26 protein-coding genes are annotated in these 26,254 nt (G+C 68.2%); 8 read left to right on the top strand and 18 right to left on the bottom strand.

What is annotated here, in order from left to right:
• Positions 1-184: 184 nt before the first annotated feature.
• Positions 185-1,693, bottom strand: coding sequence for a threonine ammonia-lyase, biosynthetic (gene ilvA, locus C2U31_RS02940; RefSeq protein WP_103271473.1), 1,509 nt, complete (start codon positions 1,691-1,693; stop codon positions 185-187).
• A gap of 161 nt (positions 1,694-1,854) precedes the next feature.
• On the opposite strand from ilvA, the gene C2U31_RS02935 reads away from it, so the two are divergent.
• The 3 genes from C2U31_RS02935 (at position 1,855) to C2U31_RS02925 (ending at position 8,536) form a co-directional block, all read left to right on the top strand.
• Positions 1,855-2,400 carry a YqaA family protein gene (locus tag C2U31_RS02935; RefSeq protein ID WP_103271472.1) on the top strand — a complete coding sequence of 182 codons (546 nt, stop codon included), beginning with the start codon at positions 1,855-1,857 and terminating at the stop codon, positions 2,398-2,400.
• Between the two features lie 136 nt (positions 2,401-2,536).
• Positions 2,537-6,499 carry an FAD/FMN-binding oxidoreductase gene (locus C2U31_RS02930; RefSeq protein ID WP_103271471.1) on the top strand — a complete coding sequence of 1,321 codons (3,963 nt, stop codon included), beginning with the start codon at positions 2,537-2,539 and terminating at the stop codon, positions 6,497-6,499.
• A 165-nt stretch (positions 6,500-6,664) separates the two neighbouring features.
• On the top strand, positions 6,665-8,536 hold the full coding sequence (locus tag C2U31_RS02925) for a DUF3857 domain-containing transglutaminase family protein (RefSeq protein ID WP_103271470.1): 1,872 nt from the start codon (positions 6,665-6,667) through the stop codon (positions 8,534-8,536).
• Between the two features lie 49 nt (positions 8,537-8,585).
• Here the strand turns inward: C2U31_RS02925 and sodC are convergent, their stop codons facing one another.
• The 3 genes from sodC to C2U31_RS02910 form a co-directional block, all read right to left on the bottom strand.
• Positions 8,586-9,113, bottom strand: a complete 528-nt coding sequence (gene sodC, locus C2U31_RS02920) for a superoxide dismutase family protein (RefSeq protein WP_103271469.1) — start codon at positions 9,111-9,113, stop codon at positions 8,586-8,588.
• 150 nt (positions 9,114-9,263) lie between these two features.
• Entirely contained in the window at positions 9,264-10,232 is a 969-nt protein-coding gene (locus C2U31_RS02915) for a tripartite tricarboxylate transporter substrate binding protein (RefSeq protein WP_103271468.1), read from the bottom strand.
• 168 nt (positions 10,233-10,400) lie between these two features.
• The gene (locus C2U31_RS02910) at positions 10,401-11,120 is read right to left on the bottom strand and encodes a YggS family pyridoxal phosphate-dependent enzyme (RefSeq protein WP_103271467.1); all 720 of its coding nucleotides are present in this window, start codon (positions 11,118-11,120) and stop codon (positions 10,401-10,403) included.
• A gap of 197 nt (positions 11,121-11,317) precedes the next feature.
• On the opposite strand from C2U31_RS02910, the gene C2U31_RS02905 reads away from it, so the two are divergent.
• Positions 11,318-12,559: a PLP-dependent aminotransferase family protein gene (locus C2U31_RS02905; protein WP_103271466.1), complete on the top strand. Its 1,242-nt coding sequence runs from the start codon at positions 11,318-11,320 to the stop codon at positions 12,557-12,559.
• A 188-nt stretch (positions 12,560-12,747) separates the two neighbouring features.
• Positions 12,748-13,767 (top strand): amino acid ABC transporter substrate-binding protein, encoded by a 1,020-nt coding sequence (locus C2U31_RS02900; RefSeq protein ID WP_103271465.1) that lies wholly within the window; start codon positions 12,748-12,750, stop codon positions 13,765-13,767.
• Between the two features lie 274 nt (positions 13,768-14,041).
• On the opposite strand, the gene C2U31_RS02895 is transcribed toward C2U31_RS02900, so the two are convergent.
• The 3 genes from C2U31_RS02895 to dprA form a co-directional block, all read right to left on the bottom strand.
• Complete coding sequence (locus tag C2U31_RS02895; protein ID WP_103271464.1) at positions 14,042-14,503, bottom strand: hypothetical protein; 462 nt, start codon at positions 14,501-14,503, stop codon at positions 14,042-14,044.
• Positions 14,500-15,408, bottom strand: coding sequence for a hydroxymethylglutaryl-CoA lyase (locus C2U31_RS02890; RefSeq protein WP_103271463.1), 909 nt, complete (start codon positions 15,406-15,408; stop codon positions 14,500-14,502). Before C2U31_RS02890 ends, C2U31_RS02895 begins: the two co-directional genes overlap by 4 nt.
• A gap of 215 nt (positions 15,409-15,623) precedes the next feature.
• The gene (dprA, locus tag C2U31_RS02885; protein ID WP_103271462.1) at positions 15,624-16,739 is read right to left on the bottom strand and encodes a DNA-processing protein DprA; all 1,116 of its coding nucleotides are present in this window, start codon (positions 16,737-16,739) and stop codon (positions 15,624-15,626) included.
• A gap of 219 nt (positions 16,740-16,958) precedes the next feature.
• Between dprA and def the strand changes: the two genes are divergently transcribed.
• On the top strand, positions 16,959-17,471 hold the full coding sequence (def, locus tag C2U31_RS02880) for a peptide deformylase (RefSeq protein ID WP_103271461.1): 513 nt from the start codon (positions 16,959-16,961) through the stop codon (positions 17,469-17,471).
• 30 nt (positions 17,472-17,501) lie between these two features.
• Positions 17,502-18,443: a methionyl-tRNA formyltransferase gene (gene fmt, locus C2U31_RS02875; protein WP_103271460.1), complete on the top strand. Its 942-nt coding sequence runs from the start codon at positions 17,502-17,504 to the stop codon at positions 18,441-18,443.
• 12 nt (positions 18,444-18,455) lie between these two features.
• Here fmt and C2U31_RS02870 read toward each other — a convergent pair whose 3' ends face one another.
• Genes C2U31_RS02870 through C2U31_RS02845 form a run of 6 tightly spaced genes read right to left on the bottom strand, consistent with a single transcriptional unit; the run spans position 18,456 to position 21,977 of the window.
• Positions 18,456-18,974 carry a class IV adenylate cyclase gene (locus tag C2U31_RS02870; protein ID WP_103271459.1) on the bottom strand — a complete coding sequence of 173 codons (519 nt, stop codon included), beginning with the start codon at positions 18,972-18,974 and terminating at the stop codon, positions 18,456-18,458.
• A gap of 40 nt (positions 18,975-19,014) precedes the next feature.
• Positions 19,015-19,641: a pyridoxamine 5'-phosphate oxidase family protein gene (locus C2U31_RS02865; RefSeq protein WP_103271458.1), complete on the bottom strand. Its 627-nt coding sequence runs from the start codon at positions 19,639-19,641 to the stop codon at positions 19,015-19,017.
• A gap of 20 nt (positions 19,642-19,661) precedes the next feature.
• Positions 19,662-20,288 carry an HAD hydrolase-like protein gene (locus C2U31_RS02860; protein WP_103271457.1) on the bottom strand — a complete coding sequence of 209 codons (627 nt, stop codon included), beginning with the start codon at positions 20,286-20,288 and terminating at the stop codon, positions 19,662-19,664.
• 31 nt (positions 20,289-20,319) lie between these two features.
• Positions 20,320-20,901, bottom strand: coding sequence for a hypothetical protein (locus C2U31_RS02855; protein ID WP_369869732.1), 582 nt, complete (start codon positions 20,899-20,901; stop codon positions 20,320-20,322).
• A 34-nt stretch (positions 20,902-20,935) separates the two neighbouring features.
• Complete coding sequence (locus tag C2U31_RS02850; RefSeq protein ID WP_103271455.1) at positions 20,936-21,520, bottom strand: TIGR00730 family Rossman fold protein; 585 nt, start codon at positions 21,518-21,520, stop codon at positions 20,936-20,938.
• A 46-nt stretch (positions 21,521-21,566) separates the two neighbouring features.
• Positions 21,567-21,977: a helix-turn-helix domain-containing protein gene (locus C2U31_RS02845; RefSeq protein WP_103271454.1), complete on the bottom strand. Its 411-nt coding sequence runs from the start codon at positions 21,975-21,977 to the stop codon at positions 21,567-21,569.
• A gap of 80 nt (positions 21,978-22,057) precedes the next feature.
• Between C2U31_RS02845 and C2U31_RS02840 the strand changes: the two genes are divergently transcribed.
• Positions 22,058-22,375, top strand: coding sequence for a multidrug efflux SMR transporter (locus C2U31_RS02840; RefSeq protein WP_103271453.1), 318 nt, complete (start codon positions 22,058-22,060; stop codon positions 22,373-22,375).
• A gap of 99 nt (positions 22,376-22,474) precedes the next feature.
• Here the strand turns inward: C2U31_RS02840 and rimO are convergent, their stop codons facing one another.
• The 5 genes from rimO to C2U31_RS02815 form a co-directional block, all read right to left on the bottom strand.
• Positions 22,475-23,791 (bottom strand): 30S ribosomal protein S12 methylthiotransferase RimO, encoded by a 1,317-nt coding sequence (gene rimO / locus C2U31_RS02835; protein ID WP_103271452.1) that lies wholly within the window; start codon positions 23,789-23,791, stop codon positions 22,475-22,477.
• Between the two features lie 181 nt (positions 23,792-23,972).
• Positions 23,973-24,335, bottom strand: coding sequence for a type II toxin-antitoxin system HigA family antitoxin (locus C2U31_RS02830; protein ID WP_103276235.1), 363 nt, complete (start codon positions 24,333-24,335; stop codon positions 23,973-23,975).
• Between the two features lie 5 nt (positions 24,336-24,340).
• Positions 24,341-24,643 (bottom strand): type II toxin-antitoxin system HigB family toxin, encoded by a 303-nt coding sequence (locus C2U31_RS02825; RefSeq protein WP_103271451.1) that lies wholly within the window; start codon positions 24,641-24,643, stop codon positions 24,341-24,343.
• 142 nt (positions 24,644-24,785) lie between these two features.
• Complete coding sequence (locus tag C2U31_RS02820) at positions 24,786-25,418, bottom strand: LysE family translocator (RefSeq protein ID WP_103276234.1); 633 nt, start codon at positions 25,416-25,418, stop codon at positions 24,786-24,788.
• A gap of 140 nt (positions 25,419-25,558) precedes the next feature.
• Positions 25,559-26,014, bottom strand: a complete 456-nt coding sequence (locus C2U31_RS02815) for a hypothetical protein (RefSeq protein ID WP_158658295.1) — start codon at positions 26,012-26,014, stop codon at positions 25,559-25,561.
• Positions 26,015-26,254: the final 240 nt, after the last annotated feature.

The raw sequence follows: 26,254 nt of genomic DNA, 5'->3' as shown, positions 1-26,254 counted from the left end.
GACCTTGCTGAATGCGCGGCCCATCTCCGTGAGCCGCCGAGTGACAGCGAACCCCCCCTCCGGTTGAGGCCGGGCGCGACTTGAGCTGAGAAGGGAAGGGCCTCCATCTGGAGGCCCTCTCGCTTTTGGGCTTGCCGTTGTCCGCGCGCCGGCATGGCGGCCCGGCTTGCGGCGGCGCGCGCGGCTACAGGAACAGCTTGTAGGCCGGGTTGTCGGTCTCGTTCCAGTGCGGATAGCCCAGTTCGGCCACGAAGGCGCGGAACTGCTTCTTGTCGGCCGCCGGCACCTGGATGCCGATCAGGATGCGGCCGTAGTCGGCGCCCTGGTTGCGGTAATGGAACAGGCTGATGTTCCAGTCCGGATTCATCGCATTCAGGAAACGCATCAGCGCGCCCGGACGCTCCGGGAACTCGAAGCGGTACAGCAGCTCGTCGCGCGCCTGCGCGGAACGCCCGCCGACCATGTGGCGCAAGTGGGTCTTGGCCATTTCGTCGTGGGTCAGGTCGAGCGTGTCGAAACCGTGGCGGCGGAAGTTGGCGGCGATCTTGTCGGGCTCGGCCGGCGAGGACACCTGGATGCCGACGAACACATGGGCGCGGTCGGAATCCGAGATGCGGTAGTTGAACTCGGTGACGCTGCGCTCGCCGACCAGCTCGCAGAAGCGGCGGAAGCTGCCGCGCTGTTCGGGCATGGTGACGGCGAAGATGGCTTCGCGCATCTCGCCGACCTCGGCGCGCTCGGAGACGAAGCGCAGCCGGTCGAAATTCATGTTGGCGCCGCAGGCGATGGCCACCAGCGTCTTGCCCTTCAGGTGATGCTCGGCCGCGTATTGCTTGGCGGCGGCGACGGCCATGGCGCCGGCCGGCTCCAGCACGCTGCGCGTGTCCTGGAACACATCCTTGATGGCCGCGCAGATCGCGTCGGTGTTCACCACCACGAAGTCATCGACATACTGGCGCGTGAGCTTGAAGGTCTCGGCGCCCACCATCTTCACCGCGGTGCCGTCCGAGAACAGGCCCACGTCGTTCAGCTGCACGCGCCGGCCCGCGCGCACGCTGCGCAGCATGGCGTCGGAGTCCTCGGTCTGCACGCCGATGATCTTGATCTCGGGGCGCAGCTGCTTGATGTAGGCGGCCACGCCCGAGATCAGCCCGCCGCCGCCGATCGCCACGAAGATGGCGTCGATCGGACCCGGATGCTGGCGCAGGATCTCCATTCCCACCGTACCCTGGCCGGCGATCACGTCGGGATCGTCGAACGGATGCACGAAGGTCAGCTTTTCCTTCTTTTCCAGCACCTGCGCGTGGGCGTAGGCGTCGGAGAAACTCTCGCCGGCCAGCACCACCTCGCCGCCCAGGCGGCGCACCGCGTCCACCTTCACCTGCGGGCTGGTGGTGGGCATGACGATGACCGCGCGGCAACCCAGCCGCGTGGCCGCCAGCGCCACGCCTTGCGCATGGTTGCCGGCCGAGGCCGCGATCACGCCGCGGTTGCGCGCGGCGGGCGGCAGGTTGGCCATCTTGTTGTAGGCCCCGCGCAGCTTGAAGCTGAACACGGCCTGGGTGTCCTCGCGCTTGAGCAGCACCGTGTTGGACAGCCGCTGCGACAGCAGCGGGGCCGGCTCCAGCGGCGATTCGACGGCGACGTCGTAGACCTTGGAAGTCAGGATGCGTTTCAGGTAATCGGTGGACATGAGGGCGCGCGTGCGGGGCGGAAAAGGGGGGAGGGGGTGGGGCAGATTACCATAGGGAAACCGGCCCGCAGCCAGGCCCGGCGCGGCTTGCGGGGCCGTGGCGCGGGGCGGCCGGCGGCTTGGACGGCGCGCCGGGCCGGTCGCGGCTACACTCGCGCATCATGGAAGAAAGTCTGTTGTCCGCCATCCACTGGCTGCTCGCGGTGCTGGCCTTGCCGTCCGTCGGGCTGTCAGCCATTTTCACGGTCTCGCTGGTGTCCGCGACCCTGTTGCCGCTCGGTTCCGAGCCGGCGGTGTTCGGCTACATCAAGCTGGCGCCGGACATGTTCTGGCCGGCCGTGCTGGTGGCGACGCTGGGCAATACCATCGGCGGCGCGATCAGCTATGCCATGGGGCTGGCCGCCGAGCGCGCGGTGCAGCGCTGGAAGGAAAAACACCCCCATCCCCACGAGTCCCATTCCGATGCCGGGCCCGACGGCCGCATGCGCGGCCGCTGGAACCAGCGCGCGCACGCCTGGCTGCACCGCATGGGTCCGCCGGCGCTGCTGCTGTCCTGGCTGCCGGTCGTGGGCGACCCGCTGTGCGCCGTGGCCGGGTGGCTGCGGCTGTCATTCTGGCCCTGCGTGGCCTACATGGCCATCGGCAAGTTCCTGCGCTACGTGGCGATGACGGCCGGCCTGTTGTGGTTCTTCCCGGGCCAGCTCTGACGCTTCGGATTTGTCCGAAAATAAAGGGACGTATCAATAGTCGCACGCGTATTGCCGGGCGCGCCGGCGGGGATATTCGGGGCCGGGCCGCGCGATGGCATAAAATGATTTTTTAAGGGCCCACTCTTGCGCTTCCATGAACGCCCCACTCGCTAGCCACATCCTGACCGGGGCGTTGCCGCCCGCCGCACCCGCGCGCTTGCGCGAGATTCCTTACAACTACACCTCGTTTTCCGACCGGGAAATCGTGGGCCGGCTTTTGGGCGAAGACGCCTGGAGCCTGCTCAGCGACCTGCGAGGCGAGCGCCGCACCGGCCGTTCCGCCCGCATGCTGTATGAGGTGCTGGGCGACATCTGGGTGGTGCGCCGCAATCCCTACCTGCAGGACGACCTGCTGGACAATCCCAAGCGCCGCAAGCAGCTGATCGACGCGCTCAACCACCGCGTGGGCGAGATCGACCGCCGCCGCGAGCCGGGCACGCCGGCCGAGGCCGGCCATGATCCGCAGCGCGACGAGAAGGTCGTGAGCCTGCTGGCGCGGGCGCGTTCCGCCATCGCCGCCTTCGAGGGCGAGTTCGACCAGACCGCCATGCTGCGCAAGCAGGCGCAGAAGACGCTGGGCCGCATCACCGCGCGCGACAACATCAAGTTCGATGGCCTGTCGCGCGTTTCGCACGTGACCGACGCCACCGACTGGCGCGTCGAGTACCCGTTCGTGGTGCTGACGCCGGATTCGGAGGACGAGATCGCCGCGCTGGTCACGGCCTGTATCGAGCTGGGCCTGACCATCGTGCCGCGCGGCGGCGGCACCGGCTATACCGGCGGCGCCATTCCGCTGACCTGGAAGTCGGCCGTCATCAACACCGAGAAATTCGACAAGCTGGGCAAGGTCGAGTCCTGTATCCTGCCCGGCCTGACCGAGCCTGTGGCGGTGATTCACGCCGGCGCCGGCGTGGTGACCAAGCGCGTGTCCGAGGCCGCCGAGGCCGCTGGCTTTGTGTTCGCGGTGGACCCGACCTCGGCCGAGGCGTCCTGCGTGGGCGGCAACATCGCCATGAACGCAGGCGGCAAGAAGGCCGTGCTGTGGGGCACCGCGCTGGACAATCTGGCCTGGTGGCGCATGGTCGATCCGGACGGCAACTGGCTCGAAGTCACGCGCCTGGCCCACAACATGGGCAAGATCCACGACGTGGACGTGGCGCGCTTCGAACTCAAGTGGTTCGACGGACGCGGCAAGCCCGGCGAACGCCTGCTCAAGACCGAGACGCTGGAGATCGCCGGCCGCGTGTTCCGCAAGGAAGGTCTGGGCAAGGACGTCACCGACAAGTTCCTGGCCGGCCTGCCCGGCGTGCAGAAGGAAGGCTGCGACGGCCTGATCACCTCGGCGCGCTGGGTGCTGCACCGCATGCCCAAGCACACCCGCACGGTCTGCATGGAGTTCTTCGGCCAGGCGCGCGACGCGATTCCGTCGATCGTCGAGGTCAAGGGCTACCTGGACGGCGAGGGCCGCGAGCGCGGCGCCATCCTGGCCGGCCTGGAGCATCTGGACGAGCGCTACCTGCGCGCGGTGGGCTACGCCACCAAGAGCAAGCGCGGCGTGCTGCCCAAGATGGTGCTGATCGGCGACATCGTCGGCGACGACGAGGACGCGGTGGCCGCGGCCGCCAGCGAAGTGGTGCGCCTGGCCAATACTCGCCACGGCGAAGGCTTCGTGGCCGTCAGCGCCGAGGCGCGCAAGAAATTCTGGCTCGACCGTTCGCGCACCGCCGCCATCGCGCGCCACACCAACGCCTTCAAGATCAACGAAGACGTGGTGATCCCGCTGCCGCGCATGGGCGAGTACACGGATCACATCGAGCGCATCAATATCGAGCTGTCCACCAGCAACAAGCTGCGGCTGCTGACCGAGCTGGACGCCTACCTGGCGAGCCCGCTGCCGGTGGGCAAGGCCGAGGACGCGGCCGACGCCGAGATCACCCGCGCCGAGGTGCTGGCCGAGCGCACGCGCCAGGCGCAGGAACTGCTGGCCGGCGCGCGCCAGCGCTGGCAGTGGCTGCTGGACAACCTGGACCTGCCGCTGATCCAGGCGCTGCCCGAACTGGGCGGGCTGGGCCTGGGCGCGCTGCAAGGCGCGCTGTCGGACCGCCTGGCCGCGCAGCCCGCCGCCCGCGTCTTCGACGTGGTGCAGGACCGGACCATCCGCGTGTCCTGGAAGGTGGAAGTGCTGGCGGGCCTGCAGCGCCTGTTTTCCGGCGCGGCCGGCAAGCGCATCCTGGACGAACTCGTCGCCATCCATGGCCGCGTGCTCAAGAGCCGCGTGTTCGTGGCCCTGCACATGCACGCCGGCGACGGCAACGTGCACACCAACATCCCGGTCAACTCCGATGACTACGGCATGCTGCGCGAGGCCCACGCGGCCGTCGAGCGCATCATGCAGATCGCGCGCGACCTGGACGGCGTGATCTCGGGCGAGCACGGCATCGGCCTGACCAAGTACGAATTCCTGACCGAGGCCGAGCTGGCCCCGTTCCAGGAATACAAGCGCCGCGTCGACCCCAACGGCCACTTCAACGCCGGCAAGCTGATGCCCGGCGCGGACCTGCGCCACGCCTGGACGCCCAGCTTCAGCCTGATGGGACACGAATCGCTCATCATGCAGCAGAGCGATATCGGCGCCATCTCCGAATCCATCAAGGACTGCCTGCGCTGCGGCAAGTGCAAGCCGGTCTGTTCGACCCACGTGCCGCGCGCGAACCTGCTGTACTCGCCGCGCAACAAGATCCTGGCGACCTCGCTGCTGGTCGAGGCCTTCCTGTACGAAGAGCAGACCCGTCGCGGCGTCAGCCTGAAGCACTGGGAAGAGTTCGAGGACGTGGCCGACCACTGCACGGTCTGCCACAAGTGCTACACGCCCTGTCCGGTGGACATCGACTTCGGCGACGTGTCCATGAACATGCGCGCGCTGCTGCGCCGCATGGGCCGCAAGTCGTTCAACCCCGGCACGGCCAGCGCCATGTTCTTCCTGAACGCGAAGGATCCGGCCACCATCAACGCCACCCGCAAGGCCATGGTGGGCGTGGGCTACAAGATCCAGCGCGCCGCGCATGACCTGCTGTCGGGCCTGGCGCGCAAGCAGACCGCGCAGCCGCCCGCCACGGTGGGCAAGCCGGCGCTGCGCGAGCAAGTGATCCACTTCGTCAACAAGAAGATGCCGGGCGGCCTGCCCAAGCAGGCCGCGCGCAAGCTGCTGGACATCGAGGACGCCAACTACGTTCCGATCATCCGTGATCCGAAGACGACCTCGGCCGACACCGAGGCGGTGTTCTACTTCCCCGGCTGCGGTTCCGAGCGCCTGTTCTCGCAGGTGGGCCTGGCGACCCAGGCGATGCTGTGGCACGCCGGCGTGCAGACCGTGCTGCCGCCGGGCTACCTGTGCTGCGGCTATCCCCAGCGCGGCAACGGCATGACCGACAAGGCCGAGCAGATCATCACCGACAACCGGGTGCTGTTCCACCGCGTGGCCAACACGCTGAACTACCTGGACATCAAGACCGTGGTGGTCAGCTGCGGCACCTGCTACGACCAGCTGTCGGGCTATGAGTTCGACAAGATATTCCCGGGCTGCCGCCTGATCGACATCCACGAATACCTGCTGGAAAAGGGCATCAAGCTCGACGGCGCCAAGGGCGTGCGCTACATGTACCACGACCCCTGCCACACGCCCATGAAGCTGCAGGATCCGATGAAGACCGTGCGTTCGCTGGTGGGCGACGGCGCCATCAAGAGCGACCGTTGCTGCGGCGAGTCCGGCACGCTGGCCGTCTCGCGGCCCGACGTGTCCACGCAGGTGCGCTTCCGCAAGCAGGAAGAGCTGCTCAAGGGCGCCGAGACCCTGCGCGGCGACGGCTACAACGGCGACGTGAAGGTGTTGACGTCCTGTCCGTCCTGCCTGCAGGGCCTGTCGCGCTACGAGGGCGACACCGGCATGGACGCCGACTACATCGTGGTCGAGATGGCGCGCCACATCCTGGGCGAAGGCTGGATGGAAGACTATGTGCGCCGCGCCAACGCGGGCGGCATTGAGCGCGTGCTGGTGTAGCCGTCACGCGCCCGCCTGCCGGCGGGTATCGCTGTCTTGCAAACGCCCGGCGGTTCCGCCGGGCGTTTTGCTTTGCGCGACGCCAGCGGCGGCCCATGGCTTGTATGGTTACTATGTATCAAATAACATTGAGTCTCAATTTACTTTTTGATGGCTCGCCGTTTGATGCCCCGTTTCCCCCGCACCCCGATCCTGGCCGCCTTCCTGGCGGCGACCAGCCTGCCCGCCGCCGCCGCGCTGCAGCCCGTATCCGAAGCGCCCCTGGCCGGAGATGTTGAATTCCAGTGCCGCTTCGGACAAGACAACAGCACCGAATGCCTGAGCACCTACCGCTACACCATCCTGACGCTGTCCGGGCGCGACCTGATTTCTCGCGTGGATCGCAGCTACGCGGAAAACGACAGTCTCGAGGTGGTGCGCGCCGAGGTGATCCAGCCCGGTGAAAAGCCGGTTGCGCTGGACGCGGCGCAGATCGACACGCGGATGGCGCCCAATCCGGAACAGGGCTTTCTGCGGCAAAAGCAGACCTCGCTGGCCTTTCCCAATCTGCGGGTCGGCAGCACCATCGTCTATACGCTGCGCGAGCGCTTTGCCGCCGTGCCGCACGCCACGCAGTTCCACTACGTGATGGAGCAGGCGCCGCGCCCGGTGCGGCAGGACCGCTTCCATGCCGAATTCCGCGCCGATCGGCCGATGACCTGGCGCGCGCAGGCCATGGAGGATTTCCAGGTCCAGGCTTCCCCTGACGGCAAGCATATCGTCGTCGACCTGAAGAGCGCGCCGCGCTATCTCGCCTACGTCGACGAGCCGGACAGTGGCTATCTGCGGCGCTCGCCGCGCCTGGAGGTCGGCAGCGCCACGGCGGCGCAGGACTACTTCGGCACCTTCGCCGCGCGCTACAACGAGATCCTGGCCGCCGCGCTGCCCAAGGCCGCCGCGGCGGCGGCGCAAGCCGCGCGCGACCAGGCGCCCCGGCAGGCCGTCGCCGGCCTCATGCGGCACATCAATGATCGCTATCGCTATCTGGGCGACTGGCGCGGCACCGAGCGCGGCCAGATTCCCTTTTCCCTGCAGGAAATCGAAAGCCACGGCTACGGCGACTGCAAGGATCTGGCCATCCTGCTGACGGCCATGCTGCGCGGCGCGGGCATCAAGGCCGAGCCGGCGCTGGTGGCGCGCGGCACTGTCGCGCCGGAGCTGTTGTTGCCCGGCCTGTCCGCGCCCAATCACGCCATCGTGCGCGCCGAGGTCGACGGCGAGACCTGGTGGCTCGATCCCACCAATCCCGTGTTCGTGCCGGGCTTCACCATGCCGGATATCCAGCAGCGCTGGGCGCTGGTGATCGATGGCGCGGGCGCCGTGCACCGCGAGGATATTGCTCTGGCGAGTCCGAAGGGTGGAGCGGCCGTCGTCCGCCACGAGCGTTTCCTGCGTGACGGGCAGGCCGAGGTCCGTTCTTCCGTCGTGCTGTCGGGCATGTCGGCGGCGGAGTTGAGCGTGGGCGATCGCCAGCACGGCAGGGTGGGCATGGATCAGCTCCTGTGCCGCCATTTCGCGTCGGAGAACCGCGACTGCGCCTTGCGGCGCGAGTCCAGTGATTTCGTCATGGCTTCCGCGTACCGCATCGACGCCGAGCTGGTCGACCTGAAGGCGCTGGACCGCGTGGGCGACCACTATGTCCGTGCGCAGGTGCATCACATGACCGACGAGTGGGAAGCGTTCGCGCGCTATCGCCGCTCCGGCCAGCTGAGCGATCTCTACCTGGGATCGCCGGAGACGGCCTCGTATGACGTGACGCTCACGGGCGCGACCGTCGAGTCGCCTGCGTTGCATTGCACGCTGCGCTCGTCCTGGTTCGACCTGGACCTGGACGGAGAACCCACGGACGCCGGCTACCGCTATCGCTACAAGTCGGTGAGGAAAGCCGCCTGGTTCAGCCACGCCGAAATCATGTCGGACGCATTCGGCAAGGCGGTCGAGCAGGGCCGCGCCTGCGCGGAGCAGCTGCGCATGGCCGTGAAACTGCCGCCGGCCTGACGCGCGCCGGCGCGGCTTCCTGCCCGGCGCGCCGGGCAGGCGCGGAGGTTCAGTGCACGACGCCGCAGACGATGCGCGCTCCGCCGCCGCCCAGCGGCGCGGGCGTGTCGCTGTAGTTGTCGCCGCCGGCATGGATCATCAGGCTGCGGCCCTTGAAGTCGCTGGCCTTCAGGCGTGGCGCAACCACGGCGCCGTGGACGCTGCCATCGGCGGAAACTTCCAGGCGGGGCAGGTCGCCCTGGTGGCCCTTGCCGACGGCGTGGCCCAGCTGAGGCCCCAGGTGATGTCCGTGGCCGGCCGGATCCCAGTGCCCGCCCGCCGCGCCGGCGGGCGTAGCCTTGCCGTCAACCACGGTCGGGCCGCAGTCGCCGTTCTGGTGCAGATGAAAGCCGTGCGGACCCGGCGGCAGGCCGCGCAGGTCCGGCGTCAGGCGCGCGCCGGCGGCGCTGTCCTCGATCACCACGGTGCCGGCAAGCTGGCCGATGCCTTCCGGCGTGACGTGCATCATCTGCACGGTGAAACTGTGGGCCGCGGCCGGCAGGGCCAGGGCCAGGGAAAGGAAAACGCGGGCTTTCATGAAGACTCCTGATTGATGCGCATCGTGCGATGGTTGCGGCGATTAGAGCCAGCGCATGAAAGCGGCGGAAGCAAGCTCAAGAGTTCATCAAAACGTCGGGACGAAAAAAAACGCGGCCCGAAGGCCGCGTCCCGTGTCATGCCGGCGCGCTCATTCGAGCTTGATGCCGGCCTTCTTGATCACGTCCGCCCAGGCGGCGCGCTCCTGGTCGGCATAGGCCCTGAATTCCTGCGCCGACAGCGGCATGGGGATTACGCCCATGTCCATCATCTTCTGCGACACGGCCGGGGTCTTGAGCGTGGCGTCCAGGTCGGCCGACAGCTTCTTGACCACGTTCTCCGGCACGCCGGCCGGCGCGACCAGACCCTGCCAGGCGTAGGCGGTGAAGTTGGCCACGCCCTGCTCGGCCATGGTCGGCGCGTCGGGCAGCACGGCGACGCGCGCGGGCGTGGCCGCGGCCAGCACGCGTAGCTTGCCCGCCTTCACGTTGGGCAGGCCGGCGGCCAGATCGATGAACATCACGTCCACCTGTCCGCCCAGCAGGTCCTGGATGGCGGGCGCGGCGCCCTTGTAGGGCACGTGCAGCAGCTCGGCGCCGGTGCGCTGCTTGAACAGCTCCAGCGCCAGATGGTGGGGCGAGCCGGCGCCGGCCGAGGCGGCGGTCAGCTTGCCGGGCTCTTTCTTGGCGGCCGCGATCACGTCGGCCACCGACTTGTACGGCGAGTTCACATTCACCGCCAGCAGCAGCGGGAACTTGGCGATGCCGCCGATGTAGGTGAACTTGGACGGGTCGTAGGACAGCTTGGCGTACAGCGAGGGGTTGAAGGCCAGCGTGCCCGAATCGGCGGTGCCGATCATGTAGCCGGACGGCTCGGCCTGGGACACGGCGGTCGCGCCGATGATGGTGGCCGCGCCGGGGCGGTTCTCGACCACGATGGTCTGGCCCAGCGGTTTTTCCATGCCGCCGGCGACCGTGCGCGCGACCACGTCGGCGCCGCCGCCGGCCGGGTAGGGCACGATCCAGCGGATCGGCTGGGTGGGCCAGGATTGGGCGCTGGCAGCAGTGGCGGCCAGGGACAGGGCGGCCAGCGCCAACAGGCGCTTCGCGTGCTTGTGCATGGGGTGTCTCCTCGTGCGGGATCGATATGGATGCGCGGGCGGGCGCCGCTTGGCGCGGCCGCGCTGTTTTGCGCCGCTATTATGCCTGCGCGTTTCGGCGCATGGTTGCGGTTTTTCAGGCGCTGCGGCGCGGCATCCGGCCGCCCGGGCGCGCGCGAGGAGGTCCGGCTATTGCGGCTCGGGATAGCTGCGGGCGCCGAAGACGGCCGTGCCGATGCGCACCTCGGTCGAGCCTTCCTCGATGGCCAGCTCGAAATCGCCGCTCATGCCCATCGACAGCCGGTCCAGCGACACGCCGGCGGGCAGGTCCAGCCGCAGCCGGTCGCGCAGTTCGCGCAATGCGCGAAAGCACGCGCGCACCTCGGCGGGATCGGGCGAGTTCACGGCCAGCGTCATCAGGCCGCGCACGCGCAGCGTGGGGAAGTCGGACGCGATGCGGCGCAGGAAGGCCGGCACGTCTTCCGGCGCCATGCCGTACTTGCTGGGCTCGCTGGAGGTCTTGACCTGCACCAGCGCGTCCAGCGTGCGGCCTTCTTGCGCCAGCCGGCGGTGCAGGGCCTCGGCCAGGTCCAGGCGGTCCAGTGATTGCACCTCGGTGGCGTCGCGCGCGGCGTCCTTGGCCTTGTTGGTCTGCAGATGGCCGATCAGCACCCATTGCAGCCCCTCCCCCGACAGGGCGGCCGCCTTCTGGCGGATTTCCTGCGTCTTGTTCTCGCCGAACCGGTTCAGGCCCAGCGCCATGGCTGCGCGGATGGCGTCGACGCCGAAGGTCTTGCTGACGGGCAGCAGCGTCACTTCCCCGGGGTCGCGGCCGGCGCGCTGGCAGGCCTGGGCGATGCGTAGTCGGATCTGGGCGAGGCGCCCGGCCATGGTGTCGGCGGCGGTCATGCAGGTCTCTGGAATATGCGATGTCCCATAGTTTAGGACTGTGGCGGCGGGTTCCGCTACACAGGGGCGGCATGACGTTGACCCTGTGCAATTCGCAGGCTTAGAATTTATCGGCATTTCTTTATGTCTCAAGGTTTCAAGCTATCCGGCGCCGCCCCGCGGGCGACACGGTCCTTCCTCCTGCCCATCGTCCCGCCATGTCCAGCGCAGCGCCCGAATACGCCTTTGCCACGCCCTTCCTGAATCCTCCCGCTTCGCCGATCCGCTCGCTCATGCCCTACGCCATGCGTCCGGGCACGATCTCGCTGGCCGGCGGCTATCCGGCGCCCGAGCTGTTCGATGTGGACGGCCTGTCGCTGGCCTCGTCCCAGGTCATGGCGCGCCTGGGCGCCTGCCTGCAGTATTCGAACATCGACGGCCAGGCCAGCCTGCGCCATGAGCTGGCGCGCCTGTCGGCCGCGCGCGGCCTGCGCTGCGACGCGGACACCGAGCTGGCCGTCACCGGCGGCTCGCAACAGGCGCTGGCGCTGCTGACGCGCGTCATGCTGCAGCCGGGCGACCACGCCATCATCGAGACGCCGGCTTTCCCGAATTCGGTGCAGGCGCTGCGCTATACCGGCGCCACCGTGCACACCGTGCCGTCCGGCCCGGAAGGCATCGACGTGGATGCGCTCGATGAGCTGGCCGCGCGCGTCAAGCCCAAGATCGTGTGCGTGGTGGCCTCGTTCTCGAACCCCTGTGGCGCGACGCTGACGCGCGCGCGCCGTCTGCGACTGCTGGAGCTGGCGGTCAAGCATCGCTTCCTGATCGTCGAGGACGATCCCTACAGCGAGCTGCGCTTCGCCGGCGAGGCCGTGCCGCCCATCGCCGCGCTGGCCGAGGGCGAGGCCCGCCACTGGGCCGTCTACCTGGCCAGCATGTCCAAGACCATGGCGCCGGGGCTGCGCATCGGCTGGCTGGTGGCCCCGCCCGCGATCCGCGGTCGCTGCGTCAGCGCCAAGGCGGCCGACGACATGGCCTGCTCGGCCTGGATTCAGGAAGTGGTGGCGCAATACCTGGCCAACGGTCGCTACGAAGAGCATGTGCCGCGCATCCGCGCCGCCTACGGCCTGCGCTGTGATGCGATGGCCGAGGCGCTGTCGCGCGAGCTGGACGGGCGCGTGCGCTTCAGCAAGCCCGAGGGCGGCATGTTCTTCTGGGCCCGCCTGACCGGCGAGATCGACGCCACGCGGCTGTTGCCCTACGCCATCGAGCATGAAGTCGTGTACGTGCCGGGCAAGGCCTTCTACGCCGACGCGGCGCGGGCCGACCTGCACGCCATGCGCATGTCCTTCGCCACCATGAACGAGGCTCAGATCGCCGAGGGCATGGTGCGGCTGGGCCGCGCGCTGGATGCCTGCGAGGCCAACGCTCCGGTGTCGATTTCGCTGGCGGCCTGATCCTTCGCAAACGCGCGCGGCGCGGCGGATCGTCGCCACGGTTTACTCTTGTTCCCGCCTGTCACGCTTCCTGCGTGGCAGGCATACCTAAATAAGCGGCCGTTATTTGTTGCGGGCGCCTTATGTCGATAAGCTTCGCGGCTTGGCGCGTTTCCGCGCCTCGCATCAACAGGACAGGAATCCAGGTCATGAACATTGCAAAAGGCTTGATCGGCGCGGCGCTCTTGGCGGCCGCGGCACAGGGCGCGCAAGCGGCCACGCTGGACGTGGTGCGCCAGCGCGGCGCCGTGACTTGCGGCACGACCACGGGCTTCGCGGGCTTTTCCGCGCCCGACGCGCAAGGCAAGTGGCAAGGGCTGGACGTGGACCTGTGCCGCGCCGTGGCCGCCGCGGTGTTCGGCGACGCCGACAAGATCAAGGTGGTGCCGCTCAATTCGCAGCAGCGTTTCACCGCCCTGCAATCGGGCGAGGTGGACGTGCTGACGCGCAACACCACGGTCACGCAGCAGCGCGACACCGCGTTGGGCATCATCCATGCCGGCATCAACTTCTATGACGGCCAGGGCTTCCTGGTGCCCAAGTCGCTGGGCGTCAAGAGCGCCAAGGACATCAACGGCGCCACTATCTGCCTGCAGACCGGCACGTCCAACGAGAACACGCTGGCCGACTGGGCGCGCGCCAATCACGTCACCTACAAGCCGGTCGTCATCGAGACCTTCAACGAAGTGGTCAACGCCTTCGCGGCCGGCCGTTGCGACGTGTTCTCCACCGACGCCTCGGGCCTGGCTTCGATCCGCATCTCCAAGCTGCAGAATCCGGACGATTACGTGGTGCTGCCCGAGATCATCTCCAAGGAACCGCTGGGCCCCTTCGTGCGCCAGGGCGACGACGCCTGGCTCAACATCGTGCGCTGGTCGCTGTCCGCCATGATCGAGGCCGAGGAATACGGCATCACCTCCAAGAACGTGGACGACCTGGCCAAGAACAGCGCCAACCCCAACATCAAGCGCATCCTCGGCGTCACCGCCGGCAGCGGCGCCAACCTGGGGCTGGACGAAAAATGGGCCTACCAGATCGTCAAGCAGGTGGGCAATTACGGTGAAAGCTTCGAACGCCACGTCGGCCAGGGCAGCCCGCTGAAAATCCAGCGCGGCCTGAACGCGCAATGGACGCAAGGCGGCCTCATGTACGCACTGCCGATCCGCTAGCCCGCCACGGCAAATCCGCAAGACAAAAACCGGCCTCATGCAAAACATGAGGCCGTTTTTTTTGACCTGATCGGTTTCCCACGCGGAAATGAACATCTGAGTCAGGCAACGCCCAATCGAGCCATCCCCTCCGCACGCCACCAGAGCCCCCCAATCGAGCCATTCCCTACGCAAGCCACCAGCGCCCCACCATCGGGGCAGCACGGATCCGGCTCCGCCGGTCCGTAGCTGCGCCCCCCTGGGGGGGAAGCGCGCAGCGCTTCGGGGGGGAGGATCAATACACTCTAGCAATCTTGACGAACGCCGCGCGCAGCTCGCGCGTGCCGCCCTGGAAGATCACCGGCCGGCCGCTGTGCGTGAAGATCACCAGCCGCTTGGAAAACAGCATGGGCACGAAGCGCGCCTGGCGCACGTCTTCCCAGGCCACTTCGCGGCGTCGGTACCAGCTCTGGCGCAGGCCGCGCTCGTCGATGGTGGTGATCGAGGTCTGCATGTGCCAGGCCACGAACAGCAGCGCGGCGAAGCACAGGCCGGCCAGCACGGCGGGCAGCGCCTCGAGCGCGTCCGGCGCGCCGATGGCGGAGGTGACCGCCTGCACGCCCAGCACCGCCAGGATCACCCAGGACAGGATGCGGACCCAGTCGGGCCAGGCCTGGCCCGACAAGGGCAGGGGCCCGATATCGCGCAGCAGCGCGGCGCGTTCCTCGGCGGTCGGCGCGCTTGCGTTCACGCTCATGCGGCGCGCTTGGCCGCGATGGCGTTGCCGGCGCGGCTGGATCCCTTGCGGTTCAGATGGCCGGCCATCCACTGGCCGATGTCCACCACGGCGTCGAAGTCCACGCCGGTGTCGATGTCCAGGCCGCGCAGCATGTAGAGCACGTCCTCGGTGGCCACGTTGCCGGTCGCGCCCTTGGCGTAGGGGCAGCCGCCCAGGCCTGCCACCGAGGTGTGGAAGATCGAGATGCCGGTTTCCAGCGCGGCCAGGATATTGGCCAGCGCCTGCCCGTAGGTGTCGTGGAAATGGCCGGACACGCGGGCCGGATCCACCACCCGCGTCACCGCGTCCATGACCTCGCGCACGCGTCGCGGCGTGCCCACGCCGATGGTGTCGGCCACGTCGATCTCGTCCACGCCCATGGCCAGGTAGCGCCGCGCCACATCGACCACGGCTTCCGGCGCGACCTCGCCCTGGTAGGGGCAGCCCAGCGCGCAGCTGATGCTGCCGCGCACGCGGATGCCGGCCGCGCGCGCCGCTTCGGCCACGGGCTCGAAGCGGGCGATGGATTCGGCGATCGAACAGTTGATGTTCTTCTGCGAGAAGGCCTCGCTGGCCGCGCCGAAGATCACGATTTCGTCCGCGCGGGCAGCCAGCGCGCCCTCGAAGCCCTTCATGTTGGGCGTCAGCACCGAGTAGATCGTGCCGGGGCGGCGCGCGATGCGCGTCATCACCTCGGCGCCGTCGGCCATCTGCGGCACCCACTTGGGCGAGACGAAGGAAGCCGCCTCGACATTGGGAAAGCCGGCGGCGGCCAGGCGGTCGATCAGCTCCACCTTGACGTCGGTGGGCACGAATTCCTTTTCATTCTGCAGACCGTCGCGAGGCGATACTTCGACGATCTTGACGCGGGAGGGCAAAGCCATGTCTCTTCCTGTATCGGTAAGGGCCAGCGCGGCCCGGGACCATATTACCGCGCATGAAACCGGCATGGTCCGGCCCCGCTAAATGCCGCTGATGCCGCGCGGTCAGGCTGTTTCCTGCGGGCTGGCATGGTGCGGGCATGGCGCGGATTTTCCGCGCCGGGCCGCGTGCGCGGCAGGTCTGCCGGGCGGCGGCGCATGCGTGGTGCCGCGCGGCCTTACTTCAAGCGCTGGTAGCGTCCGTCGTCGAGCCGCGCGACGCGCGACGCCAGTTCCAGCTCGACCAGCTGCGTTTGCAGGTCCGCGATGTCCAGGCCGCTGCGGGCCTGGATGGCGTCCAGGTGCAGCGGATCGAAGCCCATCGCTTCCAGCACGGGATGGGCGGGCAGCGGCGGGGCCGCCGATGCGCGCGAGGCCGGGCGCGACGGCAGCGGCGAGCCGCCCAGCTCGTCGGTGATGTCCTGCGCCGTCTCCACCAGCTTCGCGCCCTGGCGGATCAGCGCATGGCAGCCGCGCGACAGCGGCGAATGGATGGAGCCCGGAATGGCGAAGACCTCGCGGCCGCATTCGCCGGCCAGGCGCGCGGTGATGAGCGAGCCGCTTTGCCTGGCGGCTTCCACCACCAGCACGCCGCGCGCCAGGCCGGCCACGATACGGTTGCGCTTGGGAAAGTGCTGCGGCAGTGCGCCCGCGCCCAGCGGCAGCTCGGACACCAGCGCGCCATGCGCGGCGATGCGGTGCGCGAGTTCGCGGTGGCGGGCCGGATAGATGCGGTCGATGCCCGTGCCCATCACGGCGACGGTGCCGCCGCCCTGCGCGCCCGCGTCCAGCGCGCCTTCGTGCGCGGCGGCGTCGATGCCCAGGGCCAGTCCGCTGACCACGCGCCAGCCATGCGATGCCAGATGGCGGGCGAAGGCGCGCGCGTTTTCCTGGCCGCCGGGCGTGGCGCTGCGCGCGCCCACCACGGCCAGCGCCGGGCCTTGCAGGAAGGCCGGCTTGCCCGTGACCATCAGCAGGATGGGCGGATCGGAAATGGTCAGCAGGCTTTGCGGATAGCCGGGATCGGCCAGCGTCAGGATGTGGTGGTCCGGCGCCTCGGCCCATTCCAGGCTGCGTTCCACCTGCGCCTGCATGTCCGCCGGCATGGGCGCGGCCAGTTGGCGCGCCAGCGCCTCGGGCAGGTGGCGCGCCAGCGCCGTGGCCCGCCGCGCGTAGATCTGCTCGGGCAGGCCCAGCGCGCTGAGCAGCGTGCAGGCGGTGGCCGGGCCGACGTTCGGCTCCAGGGACAGGCGCAGCCAGGCGGACAGTTCGGCAGCGGTTTGGGTCAGGGGCATGGGCAGGGCGGATGCGGATTGCGGGCGAGGATGGGGCCAGAGTGTCGCATGGCGCGGCGCGGCCCGCCGGCCGGGGGTGGATCGAATCGCGCACCGCCCTTGCGCTGAAAACGGGGCCGAAGCCAAAGCGAACGCTGCGTTAGCCGAAAACTATTAGAAATCAATACTCTAATGAATTAAACTCATGTCAAAGCAATCAATCATTGGCGATCTTTCTTCATGGCTTTACTTCCCATCCTTCGCTACCCGGACCCGCGCTTGCACAAGAAAGCCAAGCCCGTGGCCGAGGTCGACGAGCGCATCCGCCAGCTGGCCCGCGACATGGCCGAGACCATGTACGATGCGCCCGGCGTGGGCCTGGCCGCCACGCAGGTGGACGTGCATGAGCGCCTGGTCGTGATCGACGTGTCCGAAGACGGCAACCAGCTGCTGACGCTGATCAATCCCGAGATCACCTGGCGCAGCGACGACTACAAGATCTACGAAGAAGGCTGCCTGTCGGTGCCGGGCATCTACGATGAAGTCGAGCGCGCCGCCAGCATCCGCTGCAAGGCGCTGGACATCGACGGCAAGCCCTTCGAGTTCGAGGCAGACGGCCTGCTCGCGGTCTGTGTGCAGCACGAGCTGGACCACCTGGACGGCAAGGTGTTCGTGGAATACCTGTCGAACCTCAAGCAGAACCGCATCAAGACCAAGCTGAAGAAGGCCGAGCGCGAAGCCGAGCGCGCCTGATTCCCCGTTTTCCTTTCCTGGTCCCTTCCCATGCGTCTCGTATTCGCCGGCACGCCGGAGTTCGCTCGCATCGCCTTTGACGCGTTGCGGGCGGCCGGCCATGACATTCCCCTGGTTCTGACCCAGCCCGACCGGCCCGCCGGTCGCGGCCTGAAACTCACGCCCAGCCCGGTCAAGCAGGCCGCGCTGGACGCCGGCATCGCCGTGGCCCAGCCGCGCAGCCTGCGACTCGACGGCCGTTATCCTGACGAGGCCGCCGAGGCGCAGGCGCAGCTGCGCGCCATCGCGCCCGATGTGATGGTGGTGGCCGCCTACGGCCTGATCCTGCCGCAATGGGTGCTGGACCTGCCGCGCCTGGGCTGCCTGAACATCCATGCCAGCCTCCTGCCGCGCTGGCGCGGCGCGGCGCCTATCCAGCGCGCCATCGAGGCCGGCGACGCGCAGACCGGCGTGACCATCATGCAGATGGACGCGGGCCTGGACACGGGCGACATGCTGCTGGAACGCGTAGTGCCGATCGGCGCCGAGACCAATGCCGCGCAGTTGCACGACGCGCTGGCCGAGGCCGGTGGCGAGGCCATCGTGGCGGCGCTGCGGGCGCTGGCCGCCGACGGCCTGCCGGCCCGCAAGCAGCCCGAGGCAGGCGTGACCTACGCCGCCAAGCTGGACAAGGCCGAGGCCGCGCTGGACTGCGCGCAGCCGGCGAGCCTGCTGGCCCGCCGCGTGCGGGCGTTCAATCCGGTGCCAGGCGCCAATATCCGCCTGCCCGGCCTGGACGATCCGGTGAAGATCTGGCGCGCCGAATCCGTTCCCGCGCCGGCGGGCGCGGTTCCCGGCAGCGTGCTGCGCGCCGATGCGGATGGCATCGACATCGCCACCGGCGAAGGCGCGCTGCGCTTGCTGGAGTTGCAGAAGGCCGGCGGCAAGCGCCAGCCGGTGGATGTGTTCGTGCGGGGCTGGCAGCCGGCCTGAGGCGCGCCGATTTCACCGGGCCTGCGCGGCCAGCAGGTCCAGGTAGGCGCCGGACAGCAGTTGCGCGGGCTTCACGCCCAGGCTGGCCAGCAGGCTGTGCGCCTCGGCCATGCCGGTCTCCACGCTTTCATCTTCCCGCAGCACCACTTCCAGTTCCAGGAATTCCCCCAGCCCTTCGACGCGGTCCAGATGGATGCGGGTGCGTCCGGCCATATAGACGCACCGCTGCTTGCGCACCCGGCCGATGACGCCATAGGCCAGCAGCAGCGTCTCGCGCAGCGTGTCGGGCGATGCCGTGGGCGAGATCACATAGAAGCTTTCCTTCGGGCCGGTGTCGTCGGCGCGGCGGTAGAAGATCAGCTCGCCATGGCCGTCGGCGAAGGCGCGCAGCTTCAACCTGCCTTGGGCGCAGGCGAAGAAAGTGTCGTCCTGGGCGACGGCCTGGGGCGGCTGGCCCGACAGCGCCGCCGCGATCGGCTCGATGGCGGCCAGGCTGTCGACGCGCGCCTTGATTTCCACGTTGCGGGCCATGCATGGCTCCAGGTTGGGGGCGCCGGGCCGCGCCCGGGTTTCAGTACAGCGTCTTGGCCACGCGCGCCGGAAAATCGCGGTCGTAGGCGACGCCGTCGAAGGTGCCGGCCGTCAGGTCGGACAGGATGCGGCCGGCGCTGGGCAGGGCGCTGCGCGGCACCTGGGTGGACGCGTCCCACAGGCGCGAGCGCAGCAGCGCGCGCGAACACTGGAAATACACCGTCTGCACCTCGACCACCAGCACCGAGCGCGGCAGCTTGCCGTCCATGCCGAAGCGCTCCAGCAGCGCTGGATCGGTGCTGATGCGGCCCAGGCCGTTGACGCGCAGCGTCTCGCCCACGCCCGGCACCAGGAACAGCAGGGCGACGCGTGGGTCGGCCAGGATGTTGCGCAGGCTGTCGATGCGGTTGTTGCCGCGCCGGTCGGGCAGCAGCAGGGTTTTCTCGTCCTCGACCACGACGAATCCGGCCGGGTCGCCGCGCGGCGAGGCGTCCAGGCCGTCCGGTCCCGCCGTGGCCAGCATGGCGAAGGGCGAGGCCTCGATGAAGGCGCGGTAATGCGGGTGGACGTGGTCCACTTCCTTCTTCAGCGAGGCTTCGCCGGGTTCGCCGTACAGCGCTTGCAGGGCGTCGGGGTCGGTGACGAGGTGATCGGGATCGAGGCGCATGATGACGTGAAGGGCAAGGGTCAGGTCAGGACGGCGGGCAGTTCCGCCACGGTCAGCAGCAGTTCATCGGGCTGGCGTTCGCGCAGCGCGTCGACGTGGTTGTAGCCCCAGCCCACCGAGGCGACCCGCACGCCGGCCTTGCGCGCCGCTTCGATGTCGCGGATTTCGTCGCCCACCAGCAGGAAGCGTTCCGGGGCGATCCGGTGCCGTTGCAGCAGGCGGTCGATCTTGGCCGCCTTGCCGAACAGGTCCGTACCACATTCGTAGTCGTCGAACAGCGCGGCCGCGTGCGGCCCGAGCACGCGCTGCACGTTCTCGATCGAATTCGAGCTGACCACCGCCAGCCGCAGGCCGGCGGCCTTGAGCGTGGCCAGTACATCGACCATGCCGTCGAACAGATGCACGGATGGGTCGATGTCGCGCATCAGCTCGCGCATGTGGGTCATGATGGCGGGCAGCTTCCACAGAGGAATGCCCAGGTACTTCAGGATCGCCATCGGGTCGCGGTGGCGCAGCTGTTCGCGCTCGGTCGCGTCGATCTGGCGAAAGCCGTATTTCTCGGCCACGGTGTTCAGGACGGAGTTGAACCAGGGCATGGTGTCTGCCAGGGTTCCATCGAAGTCGAAGGCGGCGAAGTCGTATTTCAAGAATCGGATCCGGTGCCAGCCAGGCGCGGGGCTACTGGCCGTTGGGGTGTAGCAGATAGTGCGCGACCGGCGCCAGCGCTTCCAGCGGCGGCGCGCCGGCGACCGCGCGGCGCGCGTCGGTCCAGGGATAATCCAGCGCCGTCAGCCAGCCGAAGACCGCGCCGGCGTCGTCCGGCGGCAGCGTGACCATGGTCTCGATGGTGATGGTCAGGCGCTCGGCGCGATAGGGCTCGGCCTGGAAGTTCCAGTCGTAGCGGCCACAGCCGACGCGCACGGCGCCGCCGGCCTTTTCGGTCATGCCGACCAGCCAGTCGCAGCGGTACTCGGACAGCCGCTGGCCGGCCTCGGGGCGCGACAGGTAGAACGTGAAGACGTTGTCGTAGGTCTGGCCGAATTTGCGCACCAGCGTGTCGGTGATGGCGGCCAGGCCGTGCGATTCGGGCGGAAACGCGATGGCCTGCGTGCGCAGCGCCATCTTCAGCACGGCGTCGGGCGCGAATGCGCGGGCCATGTACAGCGGGCGGTTCTCGTCCTTGGCATGGAAGTAGTCGCGCAGGACGGATTCCGTGCTGGGCTGGGGCTGCGGAGCATGGGTCATTGCGTGGGTCTCCATGTCGGTGATGGCGGGACCGCCTGGTCCGGCCGCCTCAGGCGGCCTTGACCGGTTCGAACCACTTCGAGACAACCGGCGCCCGGTAGGCGGCGTAGCGGTCCAGCAGCGCGACGGGGTCCTGCTCGACCACCAGCATGTCGCGGTGCTGGGGGCGGATGAAGGATTCGGCCACGGCATGGTCCAGGAACCGGAGCATGGCGTCGTAGTAGCCGGCCACGTTGAGCAGGCCGCAGGGCTTCTCGTGCATGTTCAGCTGGGCCCAGGTCCAGACCTCGAAGAACTCCTCCAGCGTGCCGGCGCCGCCGGGCAGGGCGATGAAGCCGTCGGCCTTGTCGATCATCATGGCCTTGCGCTCGTGCATGGTCTGCACCAGGTGCAGCTCGGTCAGGCCGCGATGCGCGTGCTCTTTCTTGAGCAGCAATTCGGGGATCACGCCGATCACGCGGCCGCCGCCGGCCAGCACTTCATTGGCGACCTCGCCCATGATGCCGACCACCGAGCCGCCGTAGACCAGGCCGATGTCGCGCTTGATCAGCTCGCGCGCCAGCGCGCGGGCCTGTTCGATGTAGTCGGGGCGGTTGCCGGGATTCGAACCGCAATAGACGCAGAGATTCTTCATTGTTCTGTCCGGAAAAGCGATAGTTTACGCAAGGTCGCGCGACGCTTCAGCCGGGGGCGGGGCGGTCTGGTCCCGCCGCCTGCCGGGCGTCGTGCCTGCCTGCCGCGGCCTGCAATTCCTGGTGATGGGTCTCGGCCCAGCGATCCAGCGCCAGCAGCGCGACGTTGAGCGAGCGGCCCAGTTCGCTCAGGCGGTAGCGCACGTGCGGCGGCACCGTGCGCAGATCCTCGCGCAGCAGCAGTCCGTGGCGCTCGAGATCGCGCAGGGTCTGCGTCAACACCTTCTGCGAGATGCCGTCGAGCCGGCGCAGCAATTCGCCGTTGCGCAGGGGGCCGTCGGCCAGCGCCGGCAGCAGCAGCGGCACCCACTTGCCGGAGATCAGTTCGAGCGCGTGGCGGGAGGGGCAGGCGGCGTTGAAGACGTCGGCGGTCGGCGCGGGCGTTGAGGGCGTGTCCATCGTTACCAGAAAGTGCGTACTGTTCCGAGCCCACTATAGCCCGTAAGCTGGGCGGTCCGAAGTCTGCACAGGAGGCCGCGATGGCCTGGTGGTTGTTGATCGCCGCGAGCGCGGCGGAAATCGTGATGGCGCTGGCCTTGAAGTACGCGCAAGGCTGGACGCGGCTGTGGCCCGGCGTGCTGGGCGTGGCGGCGGCGTTGGGCAGTGTGTTCCTGCTGACGCTGGCGCTGCGGCAGCTGCCGGCGGGCACGGCCTATGCGGTCTGGACCGGCATCGGCGCGACCGGCATCGCCGTGCTGGGCATCGCGCTGTTCGGGGAATCGGCGTCGCTGGCGCGGCTGGCCTGCATCGCGCTGATCATCGGCGGCGTGGCCGGATTGAAGGCGTTGGAAGGCTGAGGGCGGAAGCGCTGCCGCCGCTCATGTCGCGGCACGCGCGCCAGGGCCGACAGGCGCGGCCACGGCGCCGCAAGCGGATGCCGTGGCCCGCGTGCATGCTTACAGCTTGTCGGCCCAGAGGTCGTACTCATCGGCGTCGGTGACGCGCGTGCGCACCAGATCGCCGGGCTTGAGCGGTTCGTCCGAGCTGACGTAGACGCAGCCGTCGATCTCGGGCGCGTCGGCGCTGCTGCGGCCCACGGCGCCGTCCTCGTCGACTTCATCGATCAGCACGTCGATCTCGCGGCCGACCTTGGCCTGCAGGCGGCTGGCGGAGATGGCCTGCTGCTGTTCCATGAAGCGTTCCCAGCGTTCCTGCTTGACCTCGTCCGGCACGGGGTTGTCCAGCAGGTTCGCCGGCGCGCCTTCCACCGGCGAATACTGGAAACAGCCGACGCGGTCGAGCTGGGCTTCCTGCATCCAGTCCAGCAGGTACTGGAAGTCTTCCTCGGTCTCGCCGGGGAAGCCGACGATGAAGGTCGAGCGGATGGTCAGGTCCGGGCATTCCTCGCGCCAGCGCTTCACGCGCGCCAGCGTCTTGTCCTCGAAGGCCGGACGCTTCATGGCCTTCAGGATGCGCGGGCTGGCGTGCTGGAACGGAATGTCCAGGTACGGCAGCACCTTGCCTTCGGCCATCAGCGGAATGATCTCGTCGACGTGCGGGTAGGGATACACATAGTGCAGGCGCGTCCAGACGCCCATTTCGGACAAGGCCGTACAGAGCTCGGTCATGCGGGTCTTGACCGGGCGGCCGTTCCAGAAGCCGCTGCGGAACTTCATGTCCACGCCATAGGCGCTGGTGTCCTGCGAGATCACCAGCAGTTCCTTCACGCCGGCCTTGACCAGGCGCTCGGCCTCGCTGAGCACGTCGCCCACCGGACGGCTGACCAGGTCGCCGCGCATCGACGGGATGATGCAGAAGCTGCAACGATGATTGCAGCCTTCGGATATCTTCAGGTAGGCATAGTGGCGCGGCGTGAGCTTGACGCCTTGCGGTGGCACCAGGTCCAGGTAGGGATTGTGGTCTTTCTTGGGCGGCGCGGCATTGTGCACGGCGCGCACCACTTCTTCATATTGCTGCGGTCCGGTCACGGCCAGCACGCTGGGGTGCACGTTGCGGATCACGGACTCTTCCACGCCCATGCAGCCGGTGACGATGACCTTGCCGTTCTCGGCCAGCGCCTCGCCGATGGCTTCCAGCGATTCGGCCTTGGCGCTGTCGATGAAGCCGCAGGTGTTGACGACCACGACATCCGCGTCGTTGTACTCGGGCGTGACTTCGTACCCTTCGGTGCGGAGCTGGGTCAGGATGCGTTCGGAGTCGACCAGGGCTTTCGGACAGCCCAGGCTGACGAAGCCGACTTTGGGGGAAGACATGGGATACCTCGGTGGACGCTGCCGGCGCCGATGATCAAATAGTGCGCAATTTTAGCGCGGCGGGGCAGGGGGCGGTATTTTACCGGGTCGGGGGGCTCGGCGCAGGCAGGCGGGCCGAGTGGCGGGTCAGCGCTTGGGAATGAATCGCGTTGCAGTGTTGGCCATAGCCGTCCGGCCAGGTTCAGGCGGAACCGATCAGCACGTCTGCCGGTATATGCAGCCCATCATGCAGCCTGCGGATCATCGCCAGACTCAGTTCCCGGCGGCCGTTCAGCACTTCATAGACGCGGTTGCTGTTGCCGATGTAGGGCTTCATGTCTCCGACCGACAGGCCGGCCTGTTCCATGCGGAACTTGATCGCCTCGATCGGGCTGGGCGCTTTCAGCGGGAAGTGATCGACCTCGTAGCGCTCGATCAGGATCGAAAGCACGTCCAGTTTGTCGCCCGCTTCCGTGCCTGGCGCCGGATCGGCGTCCACGAGCGCGGAGGCCACCTTCAGGGCGGCAGCGTAATCCTGCTTGGTCCGGATCGGATGAATGTCCATGCTTGTCATCCCATGTCCACGGTTGTGACGTCTATCTTGTCGTATTCAGTATGCGTGCCGACGAACTTCACGTAGACGACGCCGATTCGGTACGCGATCGCGACGATCACGCGGTAGGTATTGCCCTTGATGTTGAACACCACCCTGTTCTTGCCCACGAAACTCGCCGACGCGTATTGGTCCTTGATGTCTTGGGGCCTGGTCCAGGTTGCTTGCGCGGCTTCGGCGTGCCATGCCAGCAGCGCTTGTTCGGCTTCAGCATGACGTTCGATGAACGTGAGCAGCGTCTTCTTGGCGATGATGCGCATGGCGGGTATTTTGGTCCCGATTTGGGACTATGTCAATTCACTGGAAATGTCGGCAAGTGCCGCGTTTCCTTGAATCTACCGCGCGCGCCTTGTCAGGATCAGGCGCAGCGTGACCAATTTGGCCCTCTTTCGGCAGCGAACCTCACTGCGCCCCGCGCCGATACAGCGCCAGCGTGGCGGCCAGGCCCATCATCAGGCTGCCGCAGACGCGGTTCATCCAGCGCAGGCCGGCGCCGCGGAAGGCGCGCACCAGCTGCGCGCCCAGCGTGGCGTAGGCCAGCATGGTCGCGACGTTCATCAGCGCCAGCACGGCGGCCAGGGTGGCGTACTGGGCGAACAGCGGCGCGGCGGGATTGATGAATTGCGGCAGGAAGGCGGACATGAACAGCAGCGCCTTCGGATTGGTCAGCGCCACCATGAAGCTGCGCAAGCCCAGCTTGAAGCCGCTGGCATGGCGCGCGCCGGTATCGTCGGCCGGCATGACGAAGGCGGCGTCCGAGCGCAGCATCTTCCAGCCCAGCCAGGCCAGGTAGGCCGCGCCAACCCATTTGACCGCCTGGAAGGCGACCTCGGACGCCGCCAGCAGCACGCCCAGGCCGGAGGCCACCGCGCCTACCAGGATCATGTCCGCCAGCACCGCGCCGGCCATGCCCCAGCAGGCGACGCGCACGCCGTGGCGCGAGCCGTTGCTCATGGCCAGCAGCACGGTGGGGCCGGGGGTGACGATGGCGACGGCCGAGGCCAGGATGAACAGCAGCAGGGTGGCGGTGGACATGAAGGGGCTCCGTGGCAGGCGGTCAGTGTGACGCCGCCGGCGCGGTTCGTCCAGCGGACTGACGATCGTGCGCGCGGCGCGGCGCCCGGTGCGCGGCATCGTCCACGTCGACAGACGGTAGGATCACGACGCGCCTGGAGTCAGTGTGCGCTTCGCGGAGCGTGCCCGTATTCCGTCGCGTCATGGGTTGGCGCGCCGCCGCTGGCGACGAGCAGGCGGCGTTCCATGCGCGCCAGCGCCGACAGGGCGGCCAGGATCACCCGAGGATGCGCCGAGCCCTGCAGGCAGATGTCAGCGTCGGCCAGCATGAGCCTGGCAAGGTCGGCCGGACCGGCGTCGTCGTTCACCAGCGCGACCACGCCGGACACCTGCGGACAGTGCGGTATCGCGAAGAAGCGCTGCAGCCAGGCCGATTCGCCCTCGACCAGCAGATAGTGCCGGCCCGGCGCGCCGGCGCGCGCGTACAGGCTGGCCTGGGTTTCGGCATAGAAGCAGATGGCGGAAACGGAATCCCGAATGCTGGCCGCCAGGCGTGCGGCGCGGTCGATGTGCTGGGCGTGCACATGCAGGGTATGCAGGAAAGCGAAATGAGTCACGGGGCGAAGGGAAACAGACGGGATACGGCATTGTCCGAACGCGACAACGGATCCGGGAATCAGACGGTTCCTAAAACCCTCCCGGAGCACCCATGGGTGAATGAGAGAATCAATTCGGAAACGTCTGATATTCCTTGGCGTGGCATCCCGCTCTAATCACTCCCTTGCTGACCGCCGACGCGTGTGCGCCTGTCCTGCCGGGCCTGTTTCGCTCCCACGGGTAGCAGCGTCCCAAGGAGA

Origin of the sequence: Achromobacter sp. AONIH1 (genome assembly GCF_002902905.1) — a bacterium.
Taxonomy (GTDB): domain Bacteria; phylum Pseudomonadota; class Gammaproteobacteria; order Burkholderiales; family Burkholderiaceae_B; genus Achromobacter.
This window is presented reverse-complemented; position numbering and strand designations above follow the sequence as displayed.